At 54.3% G+C, this 9081-nt stretch carries 12 protein-coding genes; 7 read left to right on the forward strand and 5 right to left on the reverse strand.

Annotated features, from left to right (window positions below; genetic code table 11):
- The first annotated feature begins 43 nt into the window (after positions 1–43).
- The gene (locus CMG77_RS09520) at positions 44–382 is read left to right on the forward strand and encodes a hypothetical protein (RefSeq protein ID WP_286804518.1); all 339 of its coding nucleotides are present in this window, start codon (positions 44–46) and stop codon (positions 380–382) included.
- A 65-nt stretch (positions 383–447) separates the two neighbouring features.
- On the opposite strand, the gene CMG77_RS09525 is transcribed toward CMG77_RS09520, so the two are convergent.
- Both CMG77_RS09525 and CMG77_RS09530 read right to left on the reverse strand, forming a co-directional pair.
- Positions 448–1344, reverse strand: a complete 897-nt coding sequence (locus CMG77_RS09525) for a dienelactone hydrolase family protein (protein ID WP_286804519.1) — start codon at positions 1342–1344, stop codon at positions 448–450.
- Between the two features lie 40 nt (positions 1345–1384).
- The gene (locus CMG77_RS09530) at positions 1385–3052 is read right to left on the reverse strand and encodes a hypothetical protein (protein WP_286804520.1); all 1668 of its coding nucleotides are present in this window, start codon (positions 3050–3052) and stop codon (positions 1385–1387) included.
- Positions 3053–3566: 514 nt separating this feature from the next.
- Between CMG77_RS09530 and CMG77_RS09535 the strand changes: the two genes are divergently transcribed.
- Positions 3567–4529, forward strand: coding sequence for a hypothetical protein (locus tag CMG77_RS09535; protein ID WP_286804521.1), 963 nt, complete (start codon positions 3567–3569; stop codon positions 4527–4529).
- Between the two features lie 119 nt (positions 4530–4648).
- On the opposite strand, the gene CMG77_RS09540 is transcribed toward CMG77_RS09535, so the two are convergent.
- The 3 genes from CMG77_RS09540 to CMG77_RS09550 form a co-directional block, all read right to left on the reverse strand.
- Positions 4649–4942, reverse strand: coding sequence for a type II toxin-antitoxin system RelE/ParE family toxin (locus CMG77_RS09540; protein WP_286804522.1), 294 nt, complete (start codon positions 4940–4942; stop codon positions 4649–4651).
- Positions 4932–5174, reverse strand: coding sequence for a type II toxin-antitoxin system ParD family antitoxin (locus CMG77_RS09545; RefSeq protein WP_286804523.1), 243 nt, complete (start codon positions 5172–5174; stop codon positions 4932–4934). The genes CMG77_RS09540 and CMG77_RS09545 overlap by 11 nt, the downstream gene beginning before the upstream one ends.
- Positions 5175–5345: 171 nt before the next feature.
- Positions 5346–5963 (reverse strand): hypothetical protein, encoded by a 618-nt coding sequence (locus CMG77_RS09550; protein WP_286804524.1) that lies wholly within the window; start codon positions 5961–5963, stop codon positions 5346–5348.
- Between CMG77_RS09550 and CMG77_RS09555 the strand changes: the two genes are divergently transcribed.
- The 5 genes from CMG77_RS09555 (at position 5941) to CMG77_RS09575 (ending at position 9035) form a co-directional block, all read left to right on the forward strand.
- A complete protein-coding gene (locus CMG77_RS09555; RefSeq protein ID WP_286804525.1) occupies positions 5941–6258 on the forward strand; it encodes a hypothetical protein in 318 nt (105 codons plus the stop codon). The genes CMG77_RS09550 and CMG77_RS09555 overlap by 23 nt on opposite strands.
- 87 nt (positions 6259–6345) lie before the next feature.
- Positions 6346–6750, forward strand: a complete 405-nt coding sequence (locus CMG77_RS09560) for a 3TM-type holin (protein WP_286804526.1) — start codon at positions 6346–6348, stop codon at positions 6748–6750.
- Positions 6747–7127 (forward strand): hypothetical protein, encoded by a 381-nt coding sequence (locus CMG77_RS09565; protein ID WP_286804527.1) that lies wholly within the window; start codon positions 6747–6749, stop codon positions 7125–7127. Before CMG77_RS09560 ends, CMG77_RS09565 begins: the two co-directional genes overlap by 4 nt.
- Before the next feature lie 836 nt (positions 7128–7963).
- Positions 7964–8560 (forward strand): hypothetical protein, encoded by a 597-nt coding sequence (locus CMG77_RS16200; RefSeq protein ID WP_502691825.1) that lies wholly within the window; start codon positions 7964–7966, stop codon positions 8558–8560.
- Between the two features lie 46 nt (positions 8561–8606).
- Positions 8607–9035, forward strand: a complete 429-nt coding sequence (locus tag CMG77_RS09575; protein WP_286904272.1) for a preprotein translocase subunit SecD — start codon at positions 8607–8609, stop codon at positions 9033–9035.
- Positions 9036–9081 lie beyond the last annotated feature (46 nt).

Below are 9081 nucleotides of genomic sequence, written 5' to 3' on the forward strand. Positions count from 1 at the left end.
GGCGAGTGACTACGTTTTATCCAATACAAAAAGCTGCAAACAAATGTCTGAAGATCCCCTGAAAGCACTGTCCGATATGGCCAGCGATGCCCACGCACGCATCCAGGCCACCCATGAGCACATGAATCCGGTGGTGGGAGTGCGCCGCAAAATGCGGGACGCCGGCATTCCGGCCGACGTGATGACGATTGACTGCCTGCGGACGCGTCGGCGTATTAACTTGATCCTGCACGACGAGCAGCCGGGCGTCTTACTGTACCAGTTCATCACGATTGAAGACGAAGTGAAGGACGACTTTCAGAGTATGGCGTTTTCGCAGGTCAATACACAGACGCTCTATGGATGGAGACGTATTTTGCGTGAGAGCCAGCTCACCGACTAAGTCGCCGGCCCCCTCGCGCTTCTCAGAGCGGGCATCGGAAACCTCAATGGTGGTGGGACCCAAAGTCACTTTTCCAGGTGTTTCTTAAAGAAGTCGATGGTGCGCGACCAGGCCAACTCCGCCGCCTCTTTGTCATAGCGGGGCGTGGAGTCATTGTGAAACCCATGGTTGGCGCCCTCATAGGTGAAAATCTCGTAGTTGACTCCGTGTTCTTCCAGCGCTTTTTCATACTCCGAATACTGACTGTTAATACGTTGATCCAGCTCTCCCAGATGGATTTGCAGAGGGGCCTGAATGTTTTTCACGGTGTCCAGATCGGCGGGCGATCCGTAGTAAGGGACCGCCGCCTGAATCAGGTTGAAATGCTCGGCGGCCAGACGGTTGGCGACGCTACCACCAAAACAGAAGCCCACTACACCCAGCTTGCCATTGCTGTTTTCCACCGCTCGGGCGTGCTCCGCCGCGGCCACCAGGTCGGCAAACACCTTCTCACCATCCAGCCCCGCCTGTAGCGCACGGCCCTCGTCATCGTTGCCCGGGTACCCACCCACCGGATGAAGCGCATCCGGAGCAAAGGCGATAAACCCTGCCTTGGCCAGTCGTCGTGCCACATCTTTGATGTAGGGATTGAGTCCCCGATTCTCGTGCACCACCAGGACCACAGGAGCGGGCCCTGTGAGCTCACTGGGATACACCAGATACCCTCGGCCCTCACCGTGCCCCTTGGGCGAATTGAAAGTTTGATAGCTCGGCCGGATATCCGGATCATTGAACGAAACCTGCTCCGCCAGCGCATAGTTGGGCAGTAGGGCGCTCATCAGGGTAGTGGCGGTATAGCCGCCCACGGCCACTCCGGTCAGACCGCGCAGAAACTGGCGTCGGTTGATCGCGCCGTGAGCGTACTGATCGTAAAGCTCGAACGCCTGGGGAGGGATATCGGTTGTGCGGTTGCGCTGACTCATCGGGACTGCCTTATGAATGGTATGGTTCATTACAAGCCAACTAAGGCCTGCCAATGGTTGTGAGTGGGGACCTGCATACTCTCTGTTCGATATCGCTGCCAGACATGAAGGCTTTATGAACTTTAGCGTAGGGGATAGAAACGGCCATCGGCGTGGGTTCGTTCAACTTTCTTGCTGCAAGGTCGACCAGACAGCCACAGCGACTGGGCAACTCCATAATATCGTACTCCCAGCAAACCTCGCTGTGATGCCGGTATTCACCCGGCCCTTGAGGGGTATCGCTCACCCAGGCCGCTCCTGAAATCTCCGCTGAATATGCCTCTGAGGGCAGTGAGGCATCGTTTGCTACCAGAAAAATGCCCTGGCTCATTTGCCGAGCGGTGGGGCTATCACAACCGACCAATTGGAAGAACCGGTCAAAATCGTCAAGAGCATGGATGTAGGGTTCCACAAATGCGACGGCTACTCCTGAAGCCTGAGCGCCGTTTTTCGCTACGTCCATAAACATTCCCCATAAGTTACCCTGAATCTGTCTTTGAAATCTTGATCGCATGGCGTCTTGAGATGCTGCATACGGCGCCATAAGCCCTGACTGAAAACGCATAACATCTGTACCCGTCAATCGGGTCATGCGTCGAAAATAAGGCCCACTGGTTTCAAAGTATTCAGTCCTCAACGTATCGGAATTATCGGGTAAAAGTTCACCGCAATGAGCTTCGTAGGTGCGCACCCAGGCAGTCAGGACGGCCGCCTGGTCACCTCGGCCACGCTCTAGGGGATAGCCAAAATAAAAATAGATTGATCCTTCAAATCCCGGCTCGGGAACGCGATTGCCATTGAATATAGTCCTCATAACACGAGGCTCCCGAAACTGACTCCAGAACCACAAAGCCCGGTAAACCCGGCTTTCACGCTCTGCTTTGGCAGCAAGATCCGCTTCGATTTCGGCAATTTTCCTGTCACGATTAACTTCTCTCTCGGATGTTCTTTCAGCCTTTCTCATAATGGCCGGCATTGTCGCATCACGCAATATTGATCGATCGTTACGATCCACCTCTACCTGTGATCGGGTAATTTCAGAAAACTGCGGAAACTGAGCTTCAAAGCGTTCGTTTTCACGATCAGTATTCGCCTTCTGAACAGCATTATAATTCGGTAGGGCGGCGGAATAGTACTTCTGTGCGACGGGCCTCAGCCAATCGGGAACCTCATCAGGGGGCAGCAAGCCATCCGGTGGTTTAACATTGCTAGAATCCCTGTCAAGGCGGCTTACGACCCATAGTTCAAACGGATCGGCTCTATTTTCACCGGTCATCGGATCGGTATCTCTCATGGCATTGGTGATTTGCAATCGGGTGGCCGAAACCAGTTCAGAGGCGTCTTTCTCATCAATAATCCTTTTGAGTTCTGACGAATCCTGCGCGCTGGTTTCCAGGATTACGACATCAGGCCGGTCTCTCAGGTTGCAGTCTGGATTTTCAGGAATTTCCCAATAGAACATTTTTTGTTGTGTCGCTTTACAGGTGTCCAGAAAGTTCTGGGTCGTGTAAAGGTGGGCGATGTCGCAAGAGTAAAGCTCGGTTTCAAAGACCGCTTTGTCGGCGCAATTGCTTCCGCTATCCGATGCCCTCTGCGCCAATGTAATGGAGGGAAGCACTAAGAGACCCCACAAGAGTAAAGCCGCTGGCGTTCTCATTATGCTGTTCATAGCTTTTCCTATCGAATGAGGTTCGTCCCACTCGCCACGTCCCTAACTCTCCCTTTCTGAGCAGTTCCGAAGCACCGACTGGCTTGGCTAACCTAAAGACGTCAGAATGACTTGTACGGTTTCCCTGATTATTATCCATTTTTCCGGATGCAAATTAGAAGCCAAGATAAATTTTCCGATTGAATACAATACTGTTCCAGAATAAATGTTCTTTCATAGCGCACACATGTAAACAATATCGACATTAAAAATTTCCTTAACTCAGGTTCTGCTGTCTGCTGTGCTATGAGAACATTGCGTATTCGTCCCTCGACTCAACTAGAAAGACGGTAAGCGTTTAATACGAGGCAGACTGCCCTTGACGTTTATTCAGACGAGCCGGGCACACCCGGCCCATCATCAATGTATTACCGGTCTGTCAAGAGCGTGTAAGCTCCCAGCTTTGGATGGCTCCCCTCATTGTTGCTTTGCATGCAATTTCTCGTTTTCACGGATAGAGTGAGAGGTTAAGATCATGATTTTAAAAACAAATCCCTTATTTCGTGTGCTGCTCTATGTGGTTGCGTTCGTGGTCACGATCGGTATCAATCAGGCTTGGGCGCAACCAGCTGCGTCAGATTTTTGTGTGGTAGGCACCAAGCCAAAGCAACTATATGAGCCCGCCGTACGGTCCTATTACCTGCACAACGAATTCGTCATGGCCGAGTACGGAGAAGTGTTCAACTCCTTCAAGATAGCCGAGATGAGAGGCGCACCAAACGCGGATACGATGGTCCGCTGGCTAACAGAGGCGAAGGCAGCCTCCCCCCAGATCGACCGGAAGAAGTGGGGTGTGGTCATAGAACCACCCACATTTGTCGACTTCAACCGAAGCTGTGAGCGCTTGAGCAAGACCAGTACTCCGTTTGTAGACGGGGAATTTCCGATCGTCTTCAACACCCATACGCCTCGGGTAATCGGCGATATGTGCGCTGAAGAGCCGGAAATACGGTTTGACGTCAGTCGGTACTCTCTGATGGGTGTCAATATCGAGCTGGGGGACTTCTACAAACCGGAGTATTCATCGGACCGCCCGTTTCCCTACGTCGAACTGGAGAGTGAGGCGGACCGAAACCGGAAACTTCCCGCCTTCATCCGTGCCTTGATGGGGGTCAGGATGGCGCAATGCGATGACCTCCCCGCGTCGATGACGTTTGTGGCGGAATCGGAGGACACATCTGTCATGACGGCCTCACTATTGTTTCTCGATCATGGGATACAGATACTGACCCGAGACGACGCGACAGCTGAGCGCATTGTGGCGGCACGGACGCGGGCGAAAGAACAGCTCGCCGCCCGGCTCGATCGAAGTTCGAACTGGGAGGAGCGCGCAGCCATCGGAGCGGCCATCGTCATTACCGGGGTTGCGGTGATGACCATGAATCGATGCAACGACCGGGGTAATTTCGGCAACACGACGCTGCCGGATTGCGAGTAAGCTTCAGCAGAGCCGGGCCGAAAACTTCAAGCCGGGGCGCAACGACAGCTGCCCGCGCGGCAGCGGCCGCAATTTGAAGAGGTGCTGTGGCTGACAGAGGCCACGGGGTAGGGAGGCCGTTAATCAAAGATGTGGCTTATGACATCCATCTGCTGGCGCAGGATTCTAAGGATAAAAATATCGCGCTCACGGCGACGATAGATTACCGGGTGTCGCTGGTAGTCCTGACGGCGAACGCCTTCTGCGATTTCCGGGCATTCGTAGCCCATTGATGGCGAGCTTGAGAGCAGAGCGAAAAAACCTTCCAGACCCTCCCTATAGGCATCTGCCTGGTGAGCGCCGAAATTGAGCAACGTATATTCGTAAATGGCTGCAAAATCCTGAACCGCACGATTGGAATGCTTATACGCCATGCTTACGCTTCACCTCGGCGGCGACATCACGCAACGTCAGGTCACTTTCGCCACTCTGCTCGCCAGCTTCGATAGCCTGCCTGAGTGCCTGAGCTTGGCTCTCCTGACGCTCCAGCAACCGCAGCGCCGACCGGACGACCTCGCTGGTAGAGCCGTAACGACCGGATTTGATGAGGTTCCCCACAAACTCTTCCAACTGCGGGCCAATGGTAACGTGGGTAATACGAGCCATAGGAGCACCCCATTTTTATTAGATTACACAGCTATACTACATCGGCATTGGCCGGCAGGCGGGGCACGATTGCCCCAAGTGGAAAACAGAGTCGTTGTCAAACTCCGCTATGGTCGTCCATTTTTCTTGAAGCAGCTGCTGCGGTCAAGGTGGCGCGCTGAACGCGAAGCCCTACAGTAAATCCACAGGCTTTATTTTACTTTCAAAGCGACGGGCCAGCTCCTCTCGCTTTTGAGTGATTTGCTCTGCTGGCTTAACGGCCAGCTGGTACAGGGCTCGCTTTCGTAACTGTTCGATCTCTCCTAATAGAGCTTGTTCATAGTCCTCTCTCTCAAAATACTCCTCTGTCTTTATCAATGCTATTTCTGTGCCGACAGTAACAGTGGCAAAAACAGCCCCTCCACAAGCGGCAACGAATGGTCCGGATGCAACGCATGGCGTCGCAGCTCCGACCCCTGCGGCTCTGCTGGCAGCTCTACTTGCGGCGCGACGAATCATGGCTTGCCTTGCAAGCGCCGCGCCGCGGGTGGCTATAGTTCCTGCGATTGCGGAGCGCCCAAAATTAACAGCCGCTGACTCAACCTGTAAAGTATCGGGTGTGAACACTAAAGTGTTGTCAGCATCCACTTGGCGCTCTGCACCGCTATCCTGATACGATAGGTCCGTCTTGTTGCTTTTTAACTGTTGTGCAAGCCAGCGAGTCGTTTCGTTAACGTAAGTTGATAAAGTCTCGTTATGCGTTTGCAGTGCGAAGGTGGACGGCGTTATGCTGCTGACCCTGCTCGCCATTGGTGCCGGAACCTATGTCTATATCAACCGCAAAAAGGTGTTGAAAAAGATCAACCCGGCCAGCGATCAGAATTTTATTTACCAGTCCGATCTGGTGCAGGGCGGATTGAACACACCGGACGATCGGGGGTACACCCGAGGCGACAAAGTGTTTGCATTCATCGATAAGCTGGTGCCGTTCTGGGGCGATGACGACTACGCCGATAAGGTGCTGGGCACTGAGCAGAAATCGCTGGAAGACTTGAAGCGCGATAAACAGGCCGGGATCGATCCGGGTCTTTACTGGTGGGGGTAACATGAGCGGAAACAAGGTAATTATCACGGTAGGCTCAATGGTGGTTGCATCGCTGATCACCGAATACATCAAGCGCCGGGTGTTCGCGTGAGCGTCCTCGGCTTTCTGCGCGAACTGGTGCAGCCGGTGACCGAACTGGTGGACAACCTGCACACCAGTGACGCGGAGCGCTACGAGCTGAAAAACCGGCTCGTGGATCTGCAAAACGAAATGGCCGGGAGGTTGCTCGACTATGAAAGCAAAGTCCTTGACGCGCAGACCAAAACCATCACCGCCGAAGCGAACGGCCAAAGCTGGCTGCAACGCAGTTGGCGACCGATTACCATGCTGACGTTTCTGGTGCTGGTGGTGCTCGATACCCTCGGGCTGACCGCGTTCCGGTTATCCGGCGAGGCCTGGACGCTGCTGCAGATCGGTTTGGGTGGCTACGTGGTAGGGCGCTCAGCCGAGAAAATCGCCCCGCAACTGAAACAGGCAATGACGAAGCAATGAACGAGATAGCGGAGAAGCTGAAAAAGGTGGACGGTGGAAAACTGAACGCGGCGGCGGTGGCGCTGCTGACGCTGGTGCTGTTTGTGTTCGGTAATCAGATGCGGGCGCTGCCGGAAACGGTCGCCGATATGGCCCGCACCCAGGCATTGCTCGTGTACCGCATTGAGCAATTGGAGCGGGCCGTGGCCGATGATCAGGCCAGTAGGTCAACCGGTCCGATTGGTAACCAGTTCGACCGCTTCGGCCACCGACACGCGCCTCCGTCGCTCAATCTCTCTGAGTCGATCCCGGTGCGCTTCCAGCTCGATCACCTCGGCTCGGGGGAGTTTGTCCGACAGATAGTCAATGCTCGCCTGAGCCAGTCGGATAGCCTCTAGGGCGTCATACCAGCAACTGACGATGTACTGCAGCCAGGTCAGTTGCTGCCAAGTGAAAGCGGGCTGGTGGCTGCCACTCTCGAAAAAGTCCCGGTGATTGAATCGGAAATACTCCGGCCAGCTCTCGGGCATGATCCGCCCCCGTTCCTCCAATTCCAGCAACCGCACCGCGTAGGGCGGCGCCCCGTATTTCAGCCAGCGGCGGGCCGTGCGCTCGGATACGCCGCACACTTTCACGATCTGACGCCACGATGGGCGGAAATTCTCGTCAAACTTCATCCTGAATGCTCCTTGTGTTGTTACAGGAGCGGGGAGAATGGAGAAAAACGCGCCATATTTTTAGAACATTTTGGCATACCCTCAGCGCGGGTGCGGGCGTAGGGGGTTGATTCGCATAGTGTTTTCTGTGTCAGACCACAGATGGTATTTAACATAATATACATTATACGAAGTATGGTATTATCGATGGACGTAGAAACAATCAACAAATCCGATGCTTTACTTCTCTGAGGGATCACTCTATGCCTTCATCTCAAGCATTTACATCCAGCTCAGCGCTAGCCATCTGCGGAATGATTGGCGCCATTCAGTCACAAAACGTTCCAGAGACCGTTGCTTCATTGTTCGTCATGACAACGGGCCTCTCGAGTCACATTATTCTTATCTACCGAGATCGCTAATGAGAAGCCTCATCTATAGCCATCCGCGCCGCCTGAAGAACTATATCAGCCCTGTGGTGATTGCAATCATAATACCCCACACCATCGGGTAGCCGAAGTACCAACGCAACCACACCAGCAGCGTGCCTCGACGTATCCAGTCCAGATTGGTACCGGATGGGCTATTTCAGCTTCATGTCGTTCTCAACCGATGTCACCCCTTTCACTTCACGTGCAATACTGACGGCCCGGTTAATATCAGCCCGGGAGTTTACGAAGCCAGACAACTGCACCACGCCTTCGCTTCCGCATTTTATTTGCAAGCCCGGATTGACTTTACCTCCGGCCGCCCCCAATCTATCGATTAAACACACTTGGCGCATCCCCATGTACCGACCCAACCCATCAAGACATCGCCGCAAGTCCGGAGCCTTCAACGCTTTGTGGCTCACTTTGCTGGTGCTGTCAGTGGGATTGTTGGGCGCCGGGGCTGGTGGCGTTCAAACCTCGGACCACTCGCTGGGGGTCGGCTTATCCGGCGCCTTTGATCCGGTGGTAGGCGCACCGTCGTCCACGGTGCTCAATGCCCTTCCCAATGGAGAGCGCCAGTCGTCAGAAGGAACCGACGAAGGCGATCATGCATTCGCCGCCAATAACGCATTTAATGGCACAGTCGCCGAGCTGTCGGCGCCCTCCTCTGACTATCAGTCACCGACGCCTCCCAGGCTGAAGCACCCGTTAAACCAGGCTCCACGAGCACCGCCACTCCTCTAATCCGTCCCAGTTTTCACTTCTTTTACGGATTAATCGAGGAAACCCCATGAAATCCCTGCAAACGCGGGCCATCGTGTATGGCCTGGTGATTCTGTTGGGCGTGCTGAGCGCCCTACCCAACCTGCTTCCCAAATCCATCAGTGAGGCCTTGCCTTCCTGGTACACCACCAATCAACTCGCCTTGGGCCTGGACCTGCGCGGTGGTTCTCACTTGTTGTTGAACGTTGATGCGGCAGATCTCGGCTTTGAGGCGCTGTCCAGTGCCGAGCGTGCGGCGGCTCTGGACGATGTTATTGAACGCAGCCTGGAGATGGTCCGGCGTCGCCTGGACGAGACCGGGCTGACTGATCCCACAGTCACCCGCCAGGGTGAAGACGGCATTCTGGTCCAGCTACCCGGTGTGGATGACCCGAGCCGAATTCGAGGGTCGGACGGGATTCTGGAAATATCCGCCAAAGTTGAGATAAGCTATTGATAACAAAAATATTTTCGCTATTCAGAAACCCTTGATCTTTCATTGA

It is taken from the genome of Marinimicrobium sp. (genome assembly GCF_002695945.1).
In the GTDB taxonomy this organism is placed as follows: Bacteria; Pseudomonadota; Gammaproteobacteria; order Pseudomonadales; family Cellvibrionaceae; genus Marinimicrobium; species Marinimicrobium koreense.

Bases quoted from the DNA above. Each gene is read 5' to 3' on its own strand.
- CMG77_RS09540 (WP_286804522.1), bottom strand. From the start codon at position 4,942: ATGGCGTATAAGCATTCCAATCGTGCGGTTCAGGATTTTGCAGCCATT.
- CMG77_RS09550 (WP_286804524.1), bottom strand. From the start codon at position 5,963: ATGGCGAGCAGGGTCAGCAGCATAACGCCGTCCACCTTCGCACTGCAA.
- CMG77_RS09545 (WP_286804523.1), bottom strand. From the start codon at position 5,174: ATGGCTCGTATTACCCACGTTACCATTGGCCCGCAGTTGGAAGAGTTT.
- CMG77_RS09535 (WP_286804521.1), top strand. From the start codon at position 3,567: ATGATTTTAAAAACAAATCCCTTATTTCGTGTGCTGCTCTATGTGGTT.
- CMG77_RS09575 (WP_286904272.1), top strand. From the start codon at position 8,607: ATGAAATCCCTGCAAACGCGGGCCATCGTGTATGGCCTGGTGATTCTG.
- CMG77_RS09520 (WP_286804518.1), top strand. From the start codon at position 44: ATGTCTGAAGATCCCCTGAAAGCACTGTCCGATATGGCCAGCGATGCC.
- CMG77_RS09555 (WP_286804525.1), top strand. From the start codon at position 5,941: ATGCTGCTGACCCTGCTCGCCATTGGTGCCGGAACCTATGTCTATATC.
- CMG77_RS16200 (WP_502691825.1), top strand. From the start codon at position 7,964: ATGGGCTATTTCAGCTTCATGTCGTTCTCAACCGATGTCACCCCTTTC.
- CMG77_RS09530 (WP_286804520.1), bottom strand. From the start codon at position 3,052: ATGAACAGCATAATGAGAACGCCAGCGGCTTTACTCTTGTGGGGTCTC.
- CMG77_RS09525 (WP_286804519.1), bottom strand. From the start codon at position 1,344: ATGAGTCAGCGCAACCGCACAACCGATATCCCTCCCCAGGCGTTCGAG.
- CMG77_RS09565 (WP_286804527.1), top strand. From the start codon at position 6,747: ATGAACGAGATAGCGGAGAAGCTGAAAAAGGTGGACGGTGGAAAACTG.